Genomic DNA, 21,276 nt, shown 5'->3' on the forward strand with positions numbered 1-21,276 from the left:
AGTCCTTCTCCTGGATTCTGGGCGCAGCTATCCCATCGCTGCCCGTCGTTCGTGGAAGACTAGGCGGTGCACGGCCAGGCGTCCAGCACGTGCGCAGCGTGATGACGAGATCAGGGAGCAGATAAAGCGGGTCCATGAGGCCAGCTTCGGTCTCTATGGCGCACGCAAGGTCTGGCACCAGATGCGGCGTGAAGGCATCATGGTGGCGAAATGCACGGTGGAACGATTAATGCGCGCCATGGGGCTGGCAGGCGTCCATCGTGGGAAGAAGACGATCACCACCATCAGCAACCCGAAGGCGCCGTGTCCGCTGGACAAGGTCAATCGGGCATTTCGCGTCAGCCGGCCAAACGCCCTGTGGGTCGTCGATTTCACCTACGTGCATACTTGGGCAGGCTTCGTCTATGTCGCCTTCGTGATTGATGCTTTTGCCCGGCGGATTGTCGGATGGAAGGTCGGCGTCGATCACCACGGCCAGGATCATCTGGGCAAGCTCGGGCCGGTGGTCCTTGCCCGCGCGCGACTCGTTCGACGACATACATGGGCAGGTTGTTACTGCCTGCACCCGTAAAAATAAACCAAGCCGCCAGCCACAGGCAAAATGTTGTTAGCACACCCGATTTTGTCACCAAATCCACGCCCAGCAATATCAGATACTTACCAGCTCACGTTCTCTGCGTGTTCCGCTGGCACTGTTCAACTTGGGCCATGCGGCAAGTTGAGCCGGATACGCTGTGACCTGAAGGCAGCTATGGATGCTCCATGAAAGACGACGAAATCATTCTACGCATCGAAACGTTTGACGCAGCCAACGGCGGTGGCGTGGGCTGGTACGAGGACAAAGGCGCTTACCATCTCTATCTGCTGGAAACCGACGCGCCGATCGCCCGCCTCAAGCCTGTCGGCACGCGCGACGAAGTCAGGCTCGGCTACTGGTCACACCGGCGAAAATGGGAAGATATTGACGATATGGGCGGATGCGTCTTGCCACTCGATCAGGCCCTCGACCACATCGCTGAAAACAGCATCTTCTGGACTTGGACCTGACCAAAAACGTACAAAGTCGAGCTGAGGCCGAAGACAATTACTATGCAGCCCTCGAGAACCTCGATATGGCTGCATAGCCAAATGAAAACTGCCTCCTGAAAACCCGGGGCGCTTCAGGTCGACCGATAAGGCCCGCACGCCTTCATCAGAAGGGCGTTACAGAGATATTCGGCGCCGTGCGCTGGCCTCTGGCGTTCGCCAGTGCCACCTGCTATCGAGTACGCTAGGGAATGAACAGAGGGAGTATCGGGGCGTGATCAAACGGAATACGGCATGGATGCATAGTTTAGCGAGCCTTGCAGTAACTGCATCGTTACTAAGCGCTTGTGCCACATCTTCAACACCGCCTCTCTCTGCCGATGCTATGGCATCCCGTCCTTCCGGGGAATATAAGCTGGGCTTGGGGGACAAGCTTCGCGTCAACGTCTATGGTGAGCGTGACCTGTCGGGTGAGTATCAGGTCTCCGGTGGCGGCGTCCTAACGATGCCGCTGATTGGCGACGTACCGGCAGTAGGTCTGACAGCCCGCGAAATCGAACAAGCGCTTGTGAACCGCTACAAAAGCGGCATTCTGGTGAATCCCAGCATTTCTGTCGAAGTCTATTCCTTCAGACCTTTTTTCGTGCTTGGCGAAGTTGAGCGGCCTGGTAGCTACCCGACGCTGGAAGGCATAACCCTGCTGGGCGCAATTGCGACGTCAGGCGGGTATACCTATCGCGCAAACACCAAAAAGGTGTTTCTGCGCAGGGCCGACGACAAGACAGAGTATGAAGTCGACCCGACCCAACCGATCAAGGTAGCCCCTGGCGACGTGATACGCGTCGGCGAACGTCATTTTTGATCGGCGCCGATACATGACGCGCCTTGCTCACCTCCATGGCCTTCGCGCGAGCGTTGCTGCCATGGCTTTCGCTGCCTGCACGGCTGTGCCGGCCCATGCCCAGGACACCGCAGTTGTAACGGACCAGTCCCAAGCGCAGAATACGCTGCCCGGGAGCAATGTCCCGGAGATCCGTGACGATCCCTATTTGCGACTGCGCGGCGACACGACGCGCGAAGACCCCGTTTTGAACCGTGTCCGCCGCACCAGTCGCATGGTTGAAAATACCGACAAGGGTGTGCCGGTTCTCGATCGTCAACGGCGGTTTTACGATCCGGTCGGAGTAGCTCTAGGCTCCTTCATCCTGTTTCCAGCGATCACGGCCACCTCAAATTACACCAACAACGTTTTCAGGCAGTCCAACGAGCGATCGGACGGCTATCTGTCCACACGAGCCGAAAGCGTTCTGCGCTCCAATTGGTCGAGGCATGCCTTGACTGTCGATGGGTTTGTACAGAAGGATCTGCACGCCGAATATACGACCGAGAATAATTTTACCTATCGTGCGCGAGCAACCGGCAGGACTGATATTCTGGGCAGCGATTCGATCAACATGCAGTTGCTGCATGAACGTGTCGTGCAGGATCGTGGTGGCACCGGCGATATCATTGTAACGCGCAAGCCTATTCGGCATGATCACACGCTTGCGGAACTGGGCGCAAAGATCGGCGGCCGTGGGCGTTTTATCGGCAAGGCTGTCGTCCGCTACAGCAATAATTCCTATAGCAACAGCGTATCTCCCGAAGGCCTGCCTCTCGTTCAACGTTTCCGGGACAATGAAGAATATGGAATTACCGGTCAGTTGGGCTATCAGCTCGCGGCCTCACGGTCTCTTTTCATATCGCTCGGTCAGAATATGCGGCGGTTCTCTGTTGATCTTGGTGCTAGCCGTGATGTCGATACGCTCGAAATACTCGGAGGAATAGAAGGCGATGTGACCCCCGTCATTCAGGGCCGATTTGGTGTCGGCTATTTGCGTGCAAAGTTTGTTAGCGCCAACTTCAACAGCCAGGGTGGCTATGGCATCGATGCGCAATTGGATTTTCTGGTGACCGAACTCACAACGGTGAACTTTACGGCCCGTCGCTCGCTCAGAAATGTCGCAGGCGTCAATTCCTCGGCAGCGTTCACGACGATCTTTAAAATAGGTATTGACCATGAACTTTTACGCAATGTGATTATCTCGCCGTCCATCGCCTATGAGACGGCCAACTACACCGACAGCGATCGGTCAGCAAAACTGTTCAATGGCAACCTTGGAGCGCGCTGGTTTATAAGCCCGCGGTTCCGGGCCAATGCTTCTGCCGAGTTTCGCAAGCGGAATGCTGACGGGTTCGCAGCCAATCGGGACTTTTCTTCCATAGATCTCGCTGCCGGTCTCACATGGCAGCTTTAAATAGCCGATAGACGCAAGATCATTTTGATACAGCAGCGCAATATCCTCAAGCGGCCATCGGCCAATCGGGGTGGTGCGTTTCTGTTCGCATGGCCGGGCGTTGAAGCATGCCTGCATTTATGAAATAGTCGTACCCATGTGCACATGATCACGGCTGTGTACGAAAATAAACGGATAAGGCTGCATAAATGGTGGATAAATCAGGCACCTTTCGTGCCCTTATAACCTTGTCGCGCTTCTTGCCTACAAAGCGCCTGCGCCAACTGCAGCTGGTCATGGCGCTGATGTTCGTTGGCGCTTTTGCAGAAACAATGACCATAGGCGCGATCGCACCATTTCTTGGGCTGATTACAAGGCCGGACCTCGTGGCCCAGACGCCAATCGTCGCCAAGGTCATGGTTCTGATGGGTTGGACAGATCCCACCGATCTCATCGTGCCTCTTGCGATCGGTTTTTGCATCGTTGTCTTCGTGTGCGGGGTGGTGCGCGTTGTCCTTGCATATGTGAACAATAAATTCTCGCACCGAATCGGTTATGATCTTGGTGTCCAAGTATATTCCGGCGCGCTCCACAAGCCATATAGCGATCATGTTCTGGACAATAGCAGCAACGCTATCTCGGGCATGAACAAGGTAACGCAGGTGGTAAACAACGTCATCAAGCCCTTGATGATAGGGACTTCCTCGCTCATTATTGCCCTGTTCATCATCGCGGCGATGATGCTCGTAAATTTTAAGGTCGCATTGACCGCTGCCGGGCTATTTGGTGGCATTTATTTCATCGTGACCCTGTTTACTAGGCAGCCCTTGCGGCGCAATAGCGTCAAAATAGCGCAGAGCCAGACGCGCCGTTTCCAGGTTTTGCAGGAAGGCATTGGCGGGATCCGCGATGTGATCCTTGACCATGCGCAGGCTGTTTACATTCGCAAGTTCAAGATTGTCGACACCACATTCAAAAACGCCCAGGCCATGAATGCCTTCATGGGTGCAGCGCCGCGCTATGTCATCGAATCGACAGGCATGATTGGCATGGTGCTTTTTGCGACCTATGTCAGCGGCACACCGGGCGGACTGATCGCCGCAATCCCGGTGCTTGGCGCATTAGCCTTGGGCGCACAGCGGCTGATGCCGCTTTTGCAGCAGATTTTCCTGACATGGTCGCAGGTGCTGGGAACCCACCAGGAGCTCCATGACGTCATCGACCTTCTGCAGAAGAGCCCGGTGCCCCCACGCAAGACCGAACCCACGCGACGCATGTCGTTTGAGCAGGCTATCACGTTTAACGGCCTGTCCTTTCGCTATACTGCCGATGGTCCCATGGTCCTCGACGCCGTCGATCTTAAGATCCCCAAAGGCGCCCGAATAGGCTTCATCGGCAAGACAGGAAGCGGCAAGAGCACGCTCATCGATCTTGTGATGGGTCTGCTGGAGCCTACCAAAGGCACGATTGCCATTGATGGTGTTGCGCTTGATTCTTCCAACCGTGCAGCCTGGCAGCGCAATATTGCACACGTCCCGCAGACCATTTTTCTGGTGGACGACAGCATCGCTGCAAACATTGCATTCGGGAAGGAATACCCCGACATCGACATGACCGCTGTTGCGCGGGCATCGCTACAGGCGGAATTGGCCGAGCATATTGAAAGCCAGCCGCTGGGATATGACGCCAAGGTCGGTGAACGTGGCATACGTCTCTCGGGGGGGCAACGTCAGCGGATCGGTATAGCACGCGCATTGTACAAGCAGGCCGACGTTCTTGTCCTCGACGAAGCGACAAGTGCGCTCGACAGCGCTACGGAAGCCGCAGTGATGACCGCAATCAACGCGCTTAGCCGCGATCTTACGATTCTTGTGATCGCCCACAGGCTGACGACTCTGGCCTTTTGCGATACAATCATCGAGCTCGATGGCGGAAGGATTGCGCGTATCGGCTCATATGCCGACATCGTGCTGTCGCGTGCGAACGCAGACCAAGTGGAGACCTGATCGACCCTGTTCACGTCAGACCTATAAATCGTCCAGGAAGCGGTCCAGATCGTCTGCAACCCTGTCCCAGGCAAAGCCACGCAGGTCCGGCGCCTTTGGACGCGGTGTCGTGCGAAACCAATGAAGGGAGTCATCGAGTATCTCAGGCGAGAGCTTGCCGGGATACAGATAGACCCACTGGCTGCCTACCATATCGCGCAGTTCGCCAAGCCCCCCAATATCGGGCGCAAGTATCGGTCTGTTACGAGACAGCGCGAGCAGCGCAGCGCCGCTGTTGAGGATGTTCTCATAGGGAATGATGAAAAGATCGCAGGCATCGACAGCAGCGAGGATGTCTTCTTCCTCAAGCAGCGTGGACGGTGCCTCGAGCGTTACTGCAGGAAGAGCACGCACCTTGTTGTGCAGCATGTCTACATATTGGCGGTCACAGTCTTTTCCCAGGATACGTAACCGGGCTTGCTCAGGCAACTGGCGCTGCATGGCGTCGATTGCCAGTTCAAAATTCTTATACGGTTTGAGGAGGCCGCAGCCAAGCAGTCTGACAGGACTTGAATCTGCAATTGCCACACAGGGGAGCGGCGGTTTCGCATTGTCGTAGCGTCCGTGCACCGTGATGAGCTGCCTTGTTTGAGGCTTCACGTCATAGGTCGTATTGATGATATCCCATCCCGCCTGACACAGGTGGACGATGCCATCAAGCTGGTTAACAAACGCTGCGCTCCCGGGATCGCGCCGCGTAGCGCCATGCGGCGTGGCATTATGCGCGATCCAGACGAACTTTGTGCCAAACACCCTTTTGACAACGCGCATTTTAAGCAGCTTGCGGCGCGATTCATCGTTGCGGCGCGGATCGAAAAAACAATCGGGCCAATGAAACATCACGACGTCAGCCAGCGCCATCTGCAGAAAATTCCAGCGCCCATCGCTCACGCGGCGCCCCTTGCTCGCTATTGCATCAGAAAAGGATTGGACAAACGCATTAGAGGGAAGGACCGCTGGCGTTATCGACATCCTGCAATTGCGCTGTTTGCCGCTCATCGCACAGGCGGCACCATTGCGCGCGCAGGCGCAGGGGATCGTCTTGAACCTACAGACGGCACAGCGTCACCAAATATGGGTGCGATAAAGGCATGACGTTACAACAAGCGTGACCCGTTCGCGTTCCGCTTGGGCGTTCAAGGGCAGATCCAGTGCATGGATACCTACAGTAGCATTCCGCTGGTGTAAGTCAAATTTGCGCCGCACGATAGCGTCGGTGCGGCGAACTGAAGCGCCCCGGGTTTTCAGGAGGCAGTTTTCATTGGGCTATGCAGCCATATCGAGGTTCTCGAGGGCTGCATAGTAATTGTCTTCGGCCTCAGCGGGCGGGATGTGCCCGATAGGGCCGAAGAGCCGGTGATTGTTGTACCAATCGACCCAGCGCAGCGTTGCCATTTCCACGGCCGAAACGCTTGGCCATGATCGCTGCCGCCAGATGACCTCGGCCTTGTAAAGGCCGTTGATCGTCTCGGCTAAGGCGTTGTCGTAGGAATCACCGACGCTGCCGACCGAGGGGACGAGTTTGGCCTCGGCCAAGCGCTGGGTATAGTTCATCGCAAGATATTGAACTCCCCTATCGCTATGGTGGATCAGTCCATCATCGGGATCTGGCCTGCGGGCATGAATCGCCTGCTCCAGGGCATCCAGAACGAAGCTGGCAGTGGCTGACGTGCTGACCTTCCATCCGACAATCCGCCGGGCAAAAGCATCAATCACGAAGGCGACATAGACGAAGCCTGCCCAAGTATGCACGTAGGTGAAATCGACGACCCACAGGGCGTTTGGCCGGCTGACGCGAAATGCCCGATTGACCTTGTCCAGCGGACACGGCGCCTTCGGGTTGCTGATGGTGGTGATCGTCTTCTTCCCACGATGGACGCCTGCCAGCCCCATGGCGCGCATTAATCGTTCCACCGTGCATTTCGCCACCATGATGCCTTCACGCCGCATCTGGTGCCAGACCTTGCGTGCGCCATAGAGACCGAAGCTGGCCTCATGGACCCGCTTTATCTGCTCCCTGATCTCGTCATTGGACTTGTAACGGATTTGCGCCGGTCACCTGAGCGATTAGAGCTCGCAACAGGAGACCGACGAGATGATCAAGCATACAGAAGAGTTCAAGCAGGAGGCGGTGCGGATTGCGCTGAACAGCGGATTACCCCGCGACCGGGTTGCATCGGATTTGGGGATTGGGAAGTCGACGCTGGGCAAATGGGTGTCACATTATCGGCCATCTGACCTGGTGGTAGCGCCGCAGGCAGATCTGGCGCGTGAGAATGAACGCCTTCGCCTTGAGAACCGTGTGCTGCGGGAGGAGAGGGAAGTGCTAAAAAACCGTCGCCGGCTGAGCCCGCCTGTGCGCGGTAGAAACGGGTCGTGCTATGGTGCGGTCGGGAGGGTCGCGGCCGATGGCTTATTGGAGGCATGATACCCCGTTAAAAAACGTGGCCCGTGGGTGTTTGCGTACTTGAGAGTGGTGACGCCGTCTTGCGGCGATCCCGGTTAGGAAGATGACGTTTAGCATCGCCCATACCCTCCTGTTTTGAAGGAGGACTTGGAATGGAACGATCAAAATCCGGCGCGTTGTCTATGGTCAATCCACGCGCCGCTGCCATCGACATCGGGTCGACTATGCATATGGCGGCCATAAATCCGAACGCCGACGATAATCCGGTACGAGCGTTTGGCACATTCACCGGCGATCTCCATGATATGGCCCGCTGGTTCAAGACATATGGCGTCACTACTGTCGCGATGGAATCGACCGGTGTTTACTGGATTCCGGCCTATGAAGTGCTTGAAGGACACGGCTTTGAGGTGATCCTGGTCAATGCGCGATATGCCAAGAATGTACCGGGTCGCAAAACCGACGTCAGTGACGCTGCATGGTTGCAACGCCTGCACAGCTACGGGCTGCTGCGGGGGAGTTTCCGTCCCGAGGCGGGCGTGGCGACTATGCGTGCCTATCTGCGGCAGCGCGAGCGGCTGATCGAATATGCTGCCTCACATATTCAGCACATGCAGAAGGCGCTGATGGAAATGAATGTGCAACTCCATCACGTCGTCTCCGACATTACCGGCGTGACAGGAATGCGGATAATCAGGGCCATTGTGAGCGGGGAACGTACGCCCAGCATGCTGGCACAAATGCGCGACGTCCGCTGCCACGCGACTATTGAGACCATCTGTGCGGCATTATCGGGGAACTGGCGCGACGAACATATCTTCGCGCTTGGCCAGTCTCTGGCCCTGTTCGACTTCTACCAAACCAAAGTTCTCGAATGTGATCGAAAGCTTGAGATCGCACTCAAGGCGCTCGAAATCAACGAGGGACATGATGTTCGCCAACTCCCAAAAGTCCGGACCAAAAGGCGACAGGTGAACACGCCCGACTTCGAGGTCCGGTCAGCGCTCTATCGCGTGCTGGGCGTCGACCTGACACAGATCCACGGAATCGGCCCTTCGCTCGCGCTCAAACTGGTTGGCGAGTGCGGCACCGATCTTGCCGCATGGCCCAGTTCGAAGCATTTTACGTCCTGGTTGTGCCTGGCACCAGGCAACAAGATATCGGGGGGTAAGTTGCTGTCGTCCAAAACCCGACGATCTTCGAGCCGCGCTGCAGCACTCCTGCGTCTGGCCGCAACCACCATCGGTCGAAGTGACACCGCGCTGGGCGCTTTTTACCGAAGGCTGTCGGCGCGCGCTGGAAAAGCAAAAGCGGTCACCGCAACCGCACGCAAAATCGCCGTGCTGTTCTATAACAGCCTGCGCCACGGCATGGCGTATCATGATCCCGGCGCCTCACAATATGAGGAGCGCTATCGCAGTCGGGTGATCGGAAATCTGCAGCGCCGCGCCAAGGCCTTCGGCTTCATCCTGCACGAAATGCCTGGGGAGCCTGATATGGCTGTTTCTTAGGAAGGCCACGCAGTTCTTCGCGAGCCAAAGGCCGTGAAGTTCGCGTTTGTGCATAGCTGGCGACACCGTTGGCCCGTTGAACTGCTCTGCCGTGTCATGGATGTCAGTGAACGCGGCTATCGTTCCTGGCGCTCGCGCCCGATCAGTCGGCGGGAGCGGACAGATATGAAAGTGCTGGCCCATATCAGGGAACAGTACAGCCTCAGCCTCGGTAGCTATGGTCGTCCGAGGATGACCATGGAACTCAAAGAGGTTGGGCTCGACGTTGGCGAGCGCCGGGTCGGGCGGCTGATGAAGATCAACGGGATCAAGCCAGTCCGCACGCGCAAGCACAAGGTTACGACGGATAGCCACCATCGACTGGGGGTCGCAGCGAACTGGCTGGACGGCGATTTTGCCGCCGATGCGCCCAACCGTAAATGGGCCGGCGACATCACCTATATCCGGACGTCAGAAGGCTGGCTCTACCTTGCCGTCATTCTCGACCTGCATAGCCGTCGCGTCGTGGGCTGGGCAGTCAGCGACAGGATGAAGAAAGACTTGGCGATCAGGGCGCTGGATATGGCGGTGCGCCTGCGCCAGCCTCCCAAGGGCTGCCTTTTCCATTCGGATCGCGGCAGCCAATATTGCTCTTACGACTATCAAAAAAAGCTGCAGGCCTATGGCCTGCGTCCATCGATGAGCGGCAAGGGAAATTGCTACGACAATGCGTCCGTCGAGACCTTCTTCAAATCCCTGAAGGCCGAACTCATCTGGCGGCAGAGCTGGCCAACGCGGCGTCAGGCAGAAGCCGCCATCTTTCAGTACATCAACGGGTTCTACAACACCCGTCGCCGACATTCATATCTGGGCGGCATCAGCCCGCTCGCCTTCGAAGCCAAGGTGGCTTAATGAGATAGGTGACCGGCACAAAACCGTTACAAGTCCAGTCTGCACCAGCCCCTCAATAGCCAGCGTGATCGGCTCGAGGCCGAAGGCATCCCCTTGAGCCTCTCGACGCTCGCGGATCAGATCGGCGCGATCTGCGTGGCGGTGAAACCCCTGTTCCTGCTGCTGGAGGCTCATGGGCTCGCCGCTGACCGCCTGCATGCCGACGACACCACCGTTCCACTTCTGGCCAAACTGAAAACCAGCGTGGCGCGGATATGGGACTATGTGCGCGACGATCGCCCGTTCGGCGGCCCGGCGCCGCCAGTGGCGCTGTGCTACTACTCCAGCGATCGCAGGGGCGAGCATCCGCGCGCCCACCTGGCCGGCTATACCGGTATTCTCCAGGTCGACAGATATGCCGGCTTCAATGCCCTGTTCGCGGAAGGCTGGGCGGATAAGCCCATGACGCGCGCAAATTGCTGGGTTCATGCACGCCGGGAATTCTTCAAGCTCGTCGACATCCGGCAGCAGCTCAAGCGCAACAAGAAAAAGGGCACCGCGCCGCTCATCTCGCCGCTGGCGACCGAGGCGCTCGAGATCATCGACCGGCTCTTTGCCATCGAGCGCGACATCAACGGCAAGCCTGCCGCCGAGCGCCTGGCCGTTCGCCAGGAACTGTCGGCTCCGATCGTTACCGAACTGGAGGCCTGGATGCGCGAGACGCGCAGCAAGCTCTCTCGTCACGATGCCGTGGCCAAGGCCATCGCCTACCTTCAGAACGACTGGGCGGGCTTCACCACATTCCTCGCCGATGGCCGGATATGCCTCTCGAACAACGCCGCGGAACGCCAGCTGCGCAGCGTTGCCCGGGGAAGAAAAGCCTGGTTGTTTGTGGGCTCAGACCGCGGCGGCCAGCGCGCCGCGATGATGTTCAGCCTGTTCGGCACGGCTCGGCTCAACGACGTTGATCCGCTCGCCTGGTTCACCGACGTCCTCGCCCGGATCGCCGACATCCCACAGAACCGCCTTCACGAACTCCTCCCTTGGCATTGGAAAGCTGCTCAGCAGCAGGCCGCCGAAGAAATCGCCGCCTAAACCCCCGCACCGCGACAACTCGCGGCGGCTATCGGATGCGTACCGTAATATGGATGCCAGCGATAATGAAACTCTACCATCTGCCCGACATGGGCAGAATGACCCTGCGATGGCAAGAGGAAGAAAAGCTTGGTTGTTCGTCGGTTCTGACCGTGGCGGTGAGCGCGCCGCAATGATGTACACCCTCATCGCCACTTGCAAACTCAACGATGTCGATCCCCTCGTCTGGCTAACCGACGTGCTCACGCGGATCGCCGACATATCCCAGAACCGCCTCCATGAGTTGCTGCCATGGACCTGGAAACACCTGCGCGAAAAGATCGATACCGCTCAGGCGGCCTGATTTGCCAGCAGCGTAAACCCGATCTCACAGGAATATCGGTAGCGATACTCCTATGAGGTCTTACCTCAAAAATGCTGCGCGCCTGCGGTCCACACCGGATGCGTACCTCCGGACTGCCCGAAAATGATCGCTTTGAGCCGCTCGAAGTTGCACGCCGCACGCCGTTTCATGTCATCCGCGGTGTCTGGCGTAGGTCCGTTTGCGACAGCCAGAGCCAGCGCCTGCGCCATACTGTCTGCAGACAGATGCGACACATCCAAAGTAAGGTCGGCACCCAGCTTGGGCCCATAATAGTCCTTCATGATGCCCCAGGCTTTGCGCGAATAGGCTATGGATACCGTCGGCAAACCCTGTGACATGGAAGCAATTGTGGCGTGAGTGCGGGCACCGATCAGCGCCTCGCACTTTCCTATCACGCCCTTGTAGTCTGACGCCGTCAGTGTGGGTAGAGCGAGCAACAGATTGTCTCGCGGACGCTTGACGCGTTTCAACACTTCACGACATGCATAGATATCGTTGTTCTTGGCGGCCCGCTCCCTGACATGCGGGATCAGGATGACGGAGGCGCCGCCGCGATTCGCTGCGTCGATGAACGCGGCCAGTTCCTTCGTGTACCGGTCCGAGGAAAGATCGGCGCGATAGGACAGAATGCCCGTACTCACTGACAGTCCGATCAGGCGTCGCCCCTCGGTGTCGAAATGATGCTCGTCGGACAGTATCGATCGAACGGTTTCACTATCCGATGGCGGAAGCAGAAAGGCGACATCTGCAGTCTGTTCGACAGCAAGCTGCGGAAAAGTCGATGCAAGATAATCGAAGCTCTCGGACTCCCGGACAGTACACAGCGCGACATTTTGCAAGGATGCTGCAAAACGCTCGCGGTCGGCACTGGTAAAGGGCCCTATTGTCTGCCCGAGTAATGCGACCGGGGTGCCCACATTTAGCACCCGGGCGTGCCGCGCGAAGCCACCATAATCGGAGGTAAAGACATCGCCGCCAGTAGCGATGAGCAGGTCGGCGTGCAGCATAGCGCGTGTCGCAGGCCATCGGCGACTGTCCCTTAAGGCCAAAAACCGTGCAAACGTGCGATAGAAGCTACTCTGACGGGCAGCTGTCCATTTCGGCTTGGGCAGCGCGTCCGACTCGATATATCCATCAAAAGCATCGCCAAATGTACGAAGATCGTAATCTCGATCGCCGGTTTCCAGCTGTAAAGAGAGTTGCGAAGGGGACATTTCCCTGCGCAAACCTAAAATGATGGAAGCAACCAGCGCTTCGCAGCCGCCGTTTCGAGCACCTGTCATATTGGTGATGATCGCGTGTTTCAAAAAGCTGCTCCGGTCTTCGCATAGGGAAGGCATGGGTCGTGCCGCGCTCTGCTCAACCCATTAAAGTGATTTTGGATGCTTGAGAGAATGTTAAATTTGCCTCGCCCTGAACGATCAGAGGGTGCAGCCACGCAACGCGAGTTAAGTCTTGGCGAGGATGCTGCTTGTCCCTAAAGTGTCGAAGACGTCATTAATGGCCATGACGGTATGAAGCATATGTCATGTGCTGCAGCGGCACCTACGTACGCGGGCCATTGCACCTGCATTTTTCGGCAGCAAAAAGGACAGATATAAGGATGAGCGACAATGTGAGCGTCTTTCGCCCTCAAAAGGATAAGCTGGTACCGTCACCTCAGGTAACCGTCGTCATCCCCTCATACAAGGCAAGCGACACAATCGAACGCGCGGTGTTTTCGGTCCTTGGGCAGCCAGGCGTTCAAGTGGGCGTGATCGTTGTCATCGATGACAACTGCGCGACAACTGAGAACAAGGTTCGTAAAATTGCCGATCCCCGCGTCCATGTATTCGTCAATGACCATAATCGAGGAGCGCCTTTCAGTCGCAATAGGGGCTTGGAGGCGGCTGGATCGCCTTATGTCATGTTCCTGGATAGCGACGACTATCTCACAGGCGACGTGCTGGAAGGGTTGGTCAAGGCGATGCTTGCGGAACAGGCCGATCTGGGCTTCGCGCCCTGGATCCGCCTCAACGAAGCAACCAACGATATCAGCCGCCGACGACCGGAATTTCAGTCTGCCGCTCATGCCTTCAGTGCCTGGCTCATTGATCAAAAGTCGATTCCGCCGTGCTCGGTTCTCTGGCGTACAGACTTCGTACGTTTCATCGGCGGCTGGGACGAGGATCTAAAGCGGATTCAAGATGGCGAGATCGTTCTTCGCGGCCTGCTCAAGGACAGCAAAATCTGTCTGTCGCAGCAATCCGCGGGTGTGTATTTTCAACATGCCTCTGAACATAGAATCACCGCAAGTTCAGACCATTCGCCCATTATCACGTTTGCCAGAAAGCTGCTGGACCAGGACAGTAGCGTCGTCGATTTGGCCGCCCGTCAACACATCATTGCCCGCTATCTCTATCGAAACGCCAAGAAAGCATTCCGCAACGGCGATGTCATTTTCGGTCGGTCTGCGCTGTCTTTGAGCCGGGAGCTGGGACTAGCCAAGAATGATGGCTCTGTTCCCGGTAGGCTGGGCGCCTGGCTCCTGGGCGTCGAAAATTATCAACGCTTGCTAGGCGCGATTAGAAAAGGCAGGCGCGTTACACCCGATCTTTGATACGTTTTCGCCTGGGCGCCGATTGATCAAACAGCCGACAGGGTCAAGCTGGTGCCTCTGGAGTATGACGGGCACCACCGCCAAAGCGCGGCACGAAGACCGGCAACCCCTTTTCCATAGATCGTGTCCCACGAGGTGGTGTACCTGGGGTCGATCCCCGCTCTTTCCGGCGTCAGTCTGTGCCGATCATGTGCCCGGCACTGCCGACAGCATGATGATGGGATTGTCGCTGAGCGGTGCCATTGTTTCAAGTGTCATGTAGCGTGCGCGCTGGACGGCCCATTTGTCGGACTGTTCCATGAGGATGGCGCCAACGAGTTACGCATCCGATAGCCGCCGCGAGTTGTCGCGGTGCGGGGGTTTAGGCGGCGATTTCTTCGGCGGCCTGCTGCTGAGCAGCTTACAGTCGCGTGCGATTCTGCGGGTGATTTGGTTGACGGATGCGATGAAAAGCCAGGTGGTGGCGCTTTCGATGGTTCGCTCGAAGTCCTTGGCGAGGCGGCGGTTGCGGTTCAGCCATGCGATTGTCCGCTCGACTACCCAGCGGCGTGGCAGAAGCTTGAAGCCCTTGGCGGCGTCGGAGCGCTTAATTATGTCCAAGGTCCATGTGCCGATTTTGGTGAGCGCGGTGCGCAGTTTGTCCCCGGCATATCCCCCATCGGCGAAGACGTGACGCAACCACGGGAAGGTTTGGCGGATGCTGGCAAGGACGTCAGGCGCACCGTCGCGATCCTGGATATCGGCGGTGTGAACGATGGCACCGACCAGCAGGCCCTGCGTGTCTGTGACGATGTGCCGTTTGCGACCCTTGATCTTCTTGCCCGCGTCAAAGCCCCGTGGGCCGCCACTTTCTGTCGTTTTCACACTTTGGCTATCGATGACACCCGCGCTGGGAGAAGCTTCCCGACCCATCGCTTCACGTGCCATTAGCAGCAGGGCGTGGTTGATCGATTTCCACACACCCATTGCGCTCCATCGGTAGAAATAATGCTGTACAGTGGTCATGGGCGGAAATAGCCCTGGCGGCAGCATCCACCACGGCAGGCCGCCCCGAAGCAGATAAAGGATCGCCTCGACAATCTGCCGGTAATCCCAAACTGGCGGACGACCGAGCTTCGAACGCGGTGGGAGCAGCGGTTCCAAAATCGCCCATTCCGCGTCAGTCAGATCACTTGGCAAAAGCAGTTCGGCTCTGGCATACTGCCGCCGGGTGGTGTCGGTCCACATGTGTCCCCCGTCGTCGTTTCGCAACTCCGACTGAATCACATCTCGCTGATATCACCCAACTTCTTTTTCGGTCAGCCTCTTACTCGACCTATTGAACGGTAAGAAGTTGTTAGCTATTGCGCTGCTAGTGTTCAAACATGAGTATTCATGATCCTAATTGGCATGTATCTCCGATCCAGTTTCTTAAGACGGAGCTCCAACGCGCCATCAAAGCGGACGAATTGCGCGAGCGTCTTGGCAAAAGCGATAAGGGCTGTGGTGGATCGCATCAGCCTCAGACCCTTGCGCAGGAGGCCCCCACTGATGGGGATGCAGCATCATGCGAAACTTCTCCGCGTGGCTTTACGTGCGAATAGGCCGTTAGTCAGCTTTCATGCCTGCCGCTATATCTCGATAGCCTCTCTTATTCACCGGTCTGCTGCGTGATGGCTTAATCCGGGACGGAGTGGCATGGTCCGCAATAAAGCGATCCATATCGCCCTTGGCGTCCGCGCCGATGGCGCCAAGGAAGTGCTCGGGCTGTGGCTTGAGCAAAACGAGGGTGCCAAGTTCTGGCTGCGGGTCATGAACGAGCTGCGCAACCGTGGCACAGAGGATATCCTGCTCGCTGTCGTCGATGGCCTCAAAGGCTTTCCAGATGCGATCACAGCCGTGTTTCCCGAGGCCGTCGTTCAAACATGTTGGTGTGGACGGCCTCCAAACGGCATCACAATGTGCCAGATTGAGGTTGTTGCAAATCTCAAGGAGGAGACCGTCCGTGGAACACCTTATCCGAGTTGGCGTCGACACGTCAAAGCACGTTTACCAGTTGCATGGCGTCAACGCCGCCGAGAAGCCAATTTTACGCAAAAAGCTGCGTCGTACCGAGATGATGGCGTTTTTCGAGAAGCTGCCGCCAACGGTGATTGCAATTGAGGCGTGTGGGGCGTCTCACCATCTGGCGCGGCTCCTTACGTCGTACGGCCATGAAGTGAAGCTGATCGCGCCGCAGTTGGTGAAGCCCTATGTAAAGCGCGGGAAGAACGACGCGGCTGATGCTGAGGCTCTGTGTGAAGCAATGAGCCGATGCTCGACGTGGGATGTCCTAGCTTGTCGAGCTGGCAAATTTCCTCCCAGCGTTCGCGTCGACCGGCCTTCCGATCGGTCCGTAATTTGGCGAGACCGGGGGATGTCGGTGCAGGGTTGGCTTGCGCCCCCTGCGCGGATGCCATGATTTTCGCCGCCGCGGACACCGCGCTGCGGTGGCGACCAACTGCCTGGCGCAGTGCCTCACCCAGGCCACTGAGCAGATGCCAGCGATCGGCCACTTGGATGGCTCCTGGCGCCCCGCGCCTTGCTCCTTGGGCGTAAACTCCAGCGCGATCACGCGCGACAACCTTGATCCCTGGCCAGCGCTTCAGCCAGTCGGCCACGCTATCCGCGTTGCGATCGGGCAGCAGATCAAGAACGCGATTTCGCTCCAGGTGGCAGATGATCGTTCCGTAGCGCTGTCCGCGCCGCCACGCCCAATCGTCGATGCCCACGATCGTAGGGGCAACGAAACCCGGCACAGGCGCCGACCGGATCATCCGCAGCAATGTATCGCCGCTCACCGGCATCGCCAACCTATGGGCGAGGCGGGAGCCCGGCTCACCGCCCGCTACAAGAGCTATAGCGCGCTGGCTCTCTGCAAGCCGATTGGAGCGTTGCGCCCTCGAAGCGGCGACCCCGGGCAATCGCTCCGTGAATATCTGCACCCTGCAATCAGGCGTCCTGCAGCGAAAGCGCCGCGCCGTGAGGCGCATCGCCACAATCCGTCCATGCCAGGGCAAATCCGAGAGATGGCGCTGGTAATGGCTATTGAACTACCCTGTCGCTGTGATGGATCAACTGATCCTCTGGACCCGGCCTACGGGCATGGATTGCTGCTCGCGCAGCACGAGATGATCGAGCGACTGGTAGCGCGGATTGATTTCCGAGTTGGAATCCCTGGTCGGCACGCCGCGCAAGACATCTAGGAATTCACATATTCCGCCATCGAAGGACGCCTTTGGCAAGCGCGGTGGCAAAGGCGGTAAGCCCAGGACTGGCAAGCGCCCGCCGCGCGAAGGTAAGCACCGCCCATTGACCGAGACGCCGGACAAAACCGAACGCATCATGGCGGCAAACTGCTGCCATTGCGGGACCGATATATCCTCGCAGGCCCAGCATTGCCGCCACCGCTATGATCATATCGACCTGCCGCCGATCCGCCCGATTGTGACCCGCATCGAATTGTTTGGTGCGCGCTGCGGGGGATGTGGCCGTCGCTACCGTGCCGCAGCACCGGCGAGCATGGAGCCGGGCAAACCTGTCGGCACGCGCGACGAAGTCAGGCTCGGCTACTGGTCACACCGGCGAAAATGGGAAGACATCGACGATATGGGCGGATGCGTCTTGCTCCTCGATCAAGCCCTCGACCACATTGCTAAAAACAGCATCTTCTGGACCTGGACCTAACCAAAAACGTACAAAGTCGAGCTAAGCGCATGGTAAAACCAAACCGACAAGGGTCCGGTCTCGAATACCACGCGCTTTGCATGTGGCGCGCGCTTGCGGATCACTTCTGCGAGCAGCTTTGGGTCAGACGGACATTTACCACGCCAAACGCGCTTGACATCCTGACGAACCGATATCGAAGTGTCTTTCAGGGAGACGTCGAGTCCTATATGCTGATCCATGGTTGTCCTCCATTTGATGCTGGGCCCGGTCCAAAATCGTGAGCCCGTTCTTCATCTTATCGGGGGGCAACCAACCTTCCAGTAATCCCGCGCATCTGGCCAGAGGCCGCCGCTCCCGCGATTACGTCATGTTCGTTCAATCCCCCGTGTGAGTCAGCCTCATTGGGACTTGGTATTACAGGGTGAAGCGCACGATCTTTACGACAGGCGGCTGCATTATCGATTGTGTTGTTGCAGTGCGGCATCTAACAAATCATCGTTAACGATTTAGTTATTTTGGCCGCCGGGGGGGGCGATCGATAATGTCGGACATATACGGCCTGAAAGGGCATGAGGCACCCAGCGTTGCAATTGTGACTGTTACTGCAACTCTGTCCAAGTCAATGTTTTGATTGGCGTTTTTTCCTTACCCAATACTTTCCTAAGGTCGAGGATCGCTAATGTGCGGTTAACGATAGTCGTTGTGCCTGTGCAAACGAACATTTTCGTATAAATCGGTGGTAATTCCAGAGGAACACAAGATGGCTGCCGCACTGTTTTCTGACAAAACCCCGTCAAAGGTCCTTCATGTCGCTATTGGCAGCGGTCAAGGTGATGGAAGCGCCAGTCGTCCTTTTCATTCGATACAAGATGCCGTCAATGCCGCAACGCCCGGCACGGCCATCATGGTGCATGCAGGCACCTATGTTGAAAATGTAAAAGTCCCCTGGAACAAGAGCGGAACGAGCGACGCCCCGATCTGGCTTGTATCGGCAGATGGTCCGCAAAATGCCTCGATCGTGGCTGAAGATGCATCAAAACCCGTCATTCAGGCGCTCGGGGTCGACAACTATGTCATTCGCGACTTTGCTCTTAGCGGTGGATATGATGGCATACAGTTTTCCCAAAGCGGCCGCGACTTTTCCAATATGGTCGACAATGTCGTCATTCAGAACAACGTGATCACCGATGTTTCCCATGACGGTATAAAAATCGGGCAAGCCAATAATGTGCAGATACTGGACAACCGCATTTCTGATGTCGCTTCGGAAGAGGGGATAGATTTCGTCGCGGTCACAAACGCTGTTATCGCTCGTAACGAGATTTTCGATATCGGAGGGTCAAGCGCTGCAGTCTTTGCAAAGGGGGGCTCAACCAATATCCGCATCGAAGACAACTATATCCATGATGTTGCGGCAGATGGCATTTCGGCAGGCGGCAATACCTCAGCGTCATCCTTCAAGCCTGGATATAAAGGCTATGAAGCCAAGAATGTGGATATCGTTGGCAATAAGGTCGAAGACGTCGGAAAGCGGCCCGTTAGCGTGCGGGGTGCTACCGATGTCGATGTTACCCGTAACTTTCTGGAATCGTCGGCCAAATACGGCAATGCTGTCTATGTAACCACAGGCAGCGCTTCTTCGTCCAAACCCAGTTATACTAACGAGCTTGTCGTTACCGGTAATGTGCTTGCCAATACCAAGTCGATCCTCAAGATCGACAGCGGCAACAATAATGTTATTTCGCAGTCGAACAATGCTACGGGGGTCTGGACCGACGCCGTCGGACCAACCGTTGGCAAAATCCCGCTGTGGCAGACATCAGCCTCGACGCCGACACCTGCCGCCAGTCCGAAGCCTACGCCGACACCTACCCCCACCCCGAAGCCCACGCCAACTCCGACACCCACGCCGACCCCATCCCAGGAGCCGGTCACACCAGCTTCGTCCCAATCACCGGTCAACAACAGTTCAGGGCCGGAGACGACCGCACGCGACAGCGCCGCAAGCGTCAATGTGGTCATGGGTACCGCCGGCAAGGATGTGCTGACAGGAACGAGCCGGGCCGACCGTATCGACGGTTCCAGTCGGGAGGACGTGATGAAAGGCGGCAAGGGCGATGACACCTATGTCGTGTCGGGCTATAAGGATGTCGTTGCCGAGAACAAGAACGAAGGTGTGGATACCGTCGAGCTGTTCGACAACCGTTATGCCTTGAGTGAAAACGTCGAGAACCTGACAGTAAAATCATCTTCCGGTGCCACGGTCGTCGGCAACCTTGCCGACAATAAACTGACCGGTGGCGCTGGTCGGGACATCCTCATCGGCAAGGCCGGTCAGGACGTTCTTGCCGGTAATGCCGGAGCCGATATTTTCGTGATCGGCAAGGATGATGGGTCCGACAGGATTGTCGATTTGAAATCCGACGACAGGGTGAGTTTGTCCGGAGGTCAATTCAGCACTTTTGCAGAGCTTAAGGCGAGTTTTACGCAGGTTGGCAAGGATGCCGTTCTTGATTTGGGCGATGGTCAGGTTCTCACGCTGGAGAATGTCGCTGTCAAAAGTCTGACGCCCGAACAGTTTATGTTCGACAATCTCCAGCAGGTAGCAAAGCTGTCATCCAACTGGACTGCGTCCGTTCCCGGCGGTACCAAGCAGACCGACTGGTTAACTGGGACCGCAGCCAATGAGCGGCTCGAAGGCAATGGCGGCGCGGACATCATGGCCGGCGGCGCAGGCGACGATACGTATCTGGTCGATAATTTTGGCGATGTGATCATCGAGCATGAGAACGGCGGAATCGATACGGTTTGGGTGACTGCCGACAGCTTTGCGCTTTGGGCAGGTGTGGAAAATGCTGTCATCAAAACGGCAAGCGGTTCCGATATTGAAGGCAATGCCCACGCTAATATGATTTCAGGGGGCGAAGGGGCCGACTGGATACTGGGCGGCGGTGGGAATGACATTCTGACTGGCGGGGGCGGCAAGGATGTGTTCGCGTTTAGAGGCATCGATGACGGCGTGGACATCATCAGAGACTTCACGCGCGGCCAGGATAAGCTCGATTTTCAAGAACTCTTCGATACAATGTCCGGAGGGTCAGTTGGTTTTGCCAGGAGCGGATCCGACCTTAATGTGTATGTTGCTCACGACGGTCAGCAGGATCTCATAGCTACGCTCCTTGGCGTCAGCGCACTATCAAGTGCCGACTATATTATTTGATACCTTGCTTGCCGAAACGCGTGTGTGAAACGGCTCACAATGCGGGGGAAATAAAGGCGGCAGGGATATCCATGCCGCTTCGCTCGGGCTATTGTGTTGCACTGCGCAATTGGCCGCTTGCCCGCATGCGAGCGGCGGGATATGAGCATGCAATATTGCGAGAATAAAAGGGGCTA

The 21,276-nt window shown here is 57.1% G+C and carries 9 protein-coding genes and 13 pseudogenes; 15 read left to right on the plus strand and 7 right to left on the minus strand.

All coding sequences use genetic code 11. From position 1 onward, the window contains the following. Positions 1–73 precede the first annotated feature (73 nt). The 5 genes and pseudogenes from SPBM01_RS16710 to SPBM01_RS16730 form a co-directional block, all read left to right on the plus strand. Positions 74–457, plus strand: a pseudogene (locus SPBM01_RS16710) (IS3 family transposase); the annotation flags it as partial. A gap of 305 nt (positions 458–762) precedes the next feature. After that, on the plus strand, positions 763–1,047 hold the full coding sequence (locus SPBM01_RS16715) for a hypothetical protein (RefSeq protein ID WP_119750773.1): 285 nt from the start codon (positions 763–765) through the stop codon (positions 1,045–1,047). A 253-nt stretch (positions 1,048–1,300) separates the two neighbouring features. Continuing rightward, entirely contained in the window at positions 1,301–1,888 is a 588-nt protein-coding gene (locus SPBM01_RS16720) for a polysaccharide biosynthesis/export family protein (RefSeq protein WP_262504235.1), read from the plus strand. A gap of 13 nt (positions 1,889–1,901) precedes the next feature. Next, a complete protein-coding gene (locus SPBM01_RS16725; protein WP_188062707.1) occupies positions 1,902–3,323 on the plus strand; it encodes an outer membrane beta-barrel protein in 1,422 nt (473 codons plus the stop codon). Positions 3,324–3,511: 188 nt separating this feature from the next. Further along, complete coding sequence (locus SPBM01_RS16730; RefSeq protein WP_188062708.1) at positions 3,512–5,308, plus strand: ABC transporter ATP-binding protein; 1,797 nt, start codon at positions 3,512–3,514, stop codon at positions 5,306–5,308. A 21-nt stretch (positions 5,309–5,329) separates the two neighbouring features. Here the strand turns inward: SPBM01_RS16730 and SPBM01_RS16735 are convergent, their stop codons facing one another. Both SPBM01_RS16735 and SPBM01_RS16740 read right to left on the minus strand, forming a co-directional pair. After that, positions 5,330–6,238 (minus strand): glycosyltransferase, encoded by a 909-nt coding sequence (locus SPBM01_RS16735; RefSeq protein WP_188062709.1) that lies wholly within the window; start codon positions 6,236–6,238, stop codon positions 5,330–5,332. A 375-nt stretch (positions 6,239–6,613) separates the two neighbouring features. Next, positions 6,614–7,390: pseudogene (locus SPBM01_RS16740) on the minus strand (IS3 family transposase); the annotation flags it as partial. A gap of 52 nt (positions 7,391–7,442) precedes the next feature. On the opposite strand from SPBM01_RS16740, the pseudogene SPBM01_RS16745 reads away from it, so the two are divergent. The 5 genes and pseudogenes from SPBM01_RS16745 to SPBM01_RS16765 form a co-directional block, all read left to right on the plus strand. Further along, a pseudogene (locus SPBM01_RS16745) lies at positions 7,443–7,679 on the plus strand (transposase); the annotation flags it as partial. Positions 7,680–7,906: 227 nt separating this feature from the next. Further along, positions 7,907–9,265: an IS110 family transposase gene (locus tag SPBM01_RS16750; RefSeq protein WP_188062710.1), complete on the plus strand. Its 1,359-nt coding sequence runs from the start codon at positions 7,907–7,909 to the stop codon at positions 9,263–9,265. Further along, positions 9,266–10,156, plus strand: a pseudogene (locus SPBM01_RS16755) (IS3 family transposase); the annotation flags it as partial. It lies immediately after the preceding gene. A gap of 30 nt (positions 10,157–10,186) precedes the next feature. Continuing rightward, a pseudogene (gene tnpC, locus SPBM01_RS16760) lies at positions 10,187–11,230 on the plus strand (IS66 family transposase); the annotation flags it as partial. 118 nt (positions 11,231–11,348) lie between these two features. Continuing rightward, positions 11,349–11,573, plus strand: a pseudogene (locus tag SPBM01_RS16765) (transposase domain-containing protein); the annotation flags it as partial. Positions 11,574–11,638: 65 nt separating this feature from the next. On the opposite strand, the gene SPBM01_RS16770 reads toward SPBM01_RS16765, so the two are convergent. Further along, a complete protein-coding gene (locus tag SPBM01_RS16770; RefSeq protein ID WP_188062711.1) occupies positions 11,639–12,901 on the minus strand; it encodes a polysaccharide pyruvyl transferase family protein in 1,263 nt (420 codons plus the stop codon). Between the two features lie 296 nt (positions 12,902–13,197). Here SPBM01_RS16770 and SPBM01_RS16775 point away from each other — a divergent pair, with 296 nt between their 5' ends. Continuing rightward, positions 13,198–14,193 carry a glycosyltransferase family 2 protein gene (locus tag SPBM01_RS16775; protein ID WP_188062712.1) on the plus strand — a complete coding sequence of 332 codons (996 nt, stop codon included), beginning with the start codon at positions 13,198–13,200 and terminating at the stop codon, positions 14,191–14,193. A 186-nt stretch (positions 14,194–14,379) separates the two neighbouring features. Here SPBM01_RS16775 and SPBM01_RS16780 read toward each other — a convergent pair. Both SPBM01_RS16780 and SPBM01_RS16785 read right to left on the minus strand, forming a co-directional pair. After that, a pseudogene (locus SPBM01_RS16780) lies at positions 14,380–14,511 on the minus strand (IS256 family transposase); the annotation flags it as partial. A 90-nt stretch (positions 14,512–14,601) separates the two neighbouring features. Further along, positions 14,602–15,420 (minus strand): annotated as a pseudogene (locus SPBM01_RS16785) (IS5 family transposase); the annotation flags it as partial. A 447-nt stretch (positions 15,421–15,867) separates the two neighbouring features. Here SPBM01_RS16785 and SPBM01_RS16790 point away from each other — a divergent pair. Together SPBM01_RS16790 and SPBM01_RS16795 are read left to right on the plus strand one after the other, a co-directional pair. Then, positions 15,868–16,101, plus strand: a pseudogene (locus SPBM01_RS16790) (transposase); the annotation flags it as partial. A 76-nt stretch (positions 16,102–16,177) separates the two neighbouring features. Next, a pseudogene (locus SPBM01_RS16795) lies at positions 16,178–16,486 on the plus strand (IS110 family transposase); the annotation flags it as partial. 189 nt (positions 16,487–16,675) lie between these two features. Here the strand turns inward: SPBM01_RS16795 and SPBM01_RS16800 are convergent. Beyond that, positions 16,676–17,261: pseudogene (locus tag SPBM01_RS16800) on the minus strand (ISL3 family transposase); the annotation flags it as partial. A gap of 60 nt (positions 17,262–17,321) precedes the next feature. On the opposite strand from SPBM01_RS16800, the pseudogene SPBM01_RS16805 reads away from it, so the two are divergent. Then, positions 17,322–17,793, plus strand: a pseudogene (locus tag SPBM01_RS16805) (IS66 family transposase); the annotation flags it as partial. Positions 17,794–17,921: 128 nt separating this feature from the next. Here SPBM01_RS16805 and SPBM01_RS21995 read toward each other — a convergent pair. Then, positions 17,922–18,119 (minus strand): annotated as a pseudogene (locus SPBM01_RS21995) (IS110 family transposase); the annotation flags it as partial. A 521-nt stretch (positions 18,120–18,640) separates the two neighbouring features. Here SPBM01_RS21995 and SPBM01_RS16810 point away from each other — a divergent pair. Next, positions 18,641–21,100, plus strand: coding sequence for a right-handed parallel beta-helix repeat-containing protein (locus tag SPBM01_RS16810; protein ID WP_188062713.1), 2,460 nt, complete (start codon positions 18,641–18,643; stop codon positions 21,098–21,100). Positions 21,101–21,276 lie beyond the last annotated feature (176 nt).

The organism is Sphingobium sp. KCTC 72723, from assembly GCF_014280435.1.
Classification (GTDB): domain Bacteria; phylum Pseudomonadota; class Alphaproteobacteria; order Sphingomonadales; family Sphingomonadaceae; genus Sphingobium.

What these genes read in the sequence shown, in the direction of transcription:
- SPBM01_RS16775 (WP_188062712.1), top strand. Translation starts at nt 13,198, where the DNA reads ATGAGCGACAATGTGAGCGTCTTTCGCCCTCAAAAGGATAAGCTGGTA.
- SPBM01_RS16810 (WP_188062713.1), top strand. Translation starts at nt 18,641, where the DNA reads ATGGCTGCCGCACTGTTTTCTGACAAAACCCCGTCAAAGGTCCTTCAT.
- SPBM01_RS16750 (WP_188062710.1), top strand. Translation starts at nt 7,907, where the DNA reads ATGGAACGATCAAAATCCGGCGCGTTGTCTATGGTCAATCCACGCGCC.
- SPBM01_RS16730 (WP_188062708.1), top strand. Translation starts at nt 3,512, where the DNA reads ATGGTGGATAAATCAGGCACCTTTCGTGCCCTTATAACCTTGTCGCGC.
- SPBM01_RS16725 (WP_188062707.1), top strand. Translation starts at nt 1,902, where the DNA reads ATGACGCGCCTTGCTCACCTCCATGGCCTTCGCGCGAGCGTTGCTGCC.
- SPBM01_RS16715 (WP_119750773.1), top strand. Translation starts at nt 763, where the DNA reads ATGAAAGACGACGAAATCATTCTACGCATCGAAACGTTTGACGCAGCC.